Here is a 375-nt window from a genome sequence, read left to right on the forward strand (position 1 = left end):
CCGGATCAGAACGGACGACCGCTGAGCTTCTTCATGACGGCGGGACAGGTCAGTGATTACACCGGTGCCGCTGCTCTGCTGGACAGCCTGCCCATGGCACAGTGGATGCTGGCGGACCGGGGTTATGATGCTGACTGGTTCMGGGAYGCCCTGGAGGRRAMAGGGATMARGCCCTGCATTCCGGGACGGAGATCCCGCGGAAAGCCAGTCAAATACGACAAGCGAAAATACAAAAGACGCAACCGCATCGAAATCATGTTCGGCCCCCTCAAGGACTGGCGGCGGGTCGCAAAACGCTATGACAGATGCGGCACCGTCTTCTTCTCAGCCATCTGCCTCGCCGCAACCGTCATCTTCTGGCTATGAGTCCTGAGC

General features: G+C 59.2%; 1 protein-coding gene. It reads left to right on the plus strand.

From position 1 onward, the window contains the following. The coding region (locus KP705_RS19205; RefSeq protein ID WP_215765462.1) for an IS5 family transposase at window positions 1–366 on the plus strand (366 nt) is incomplete at its 5' end. Window positions 367–375 lie beyond the last annotated feature (9 nt).

Origin of the sequence: Gluconobacter sp. P1D12_c, assembly GCF_018812105.1 — a bacterium.
Taxonomy (GTDB): Bacteria; Pseudomonadota; Alphaproteobacteria; order Acetobacterales; family Acetobacteraceae; genus Gluconobacter; species Gluconobacter oxydans_A.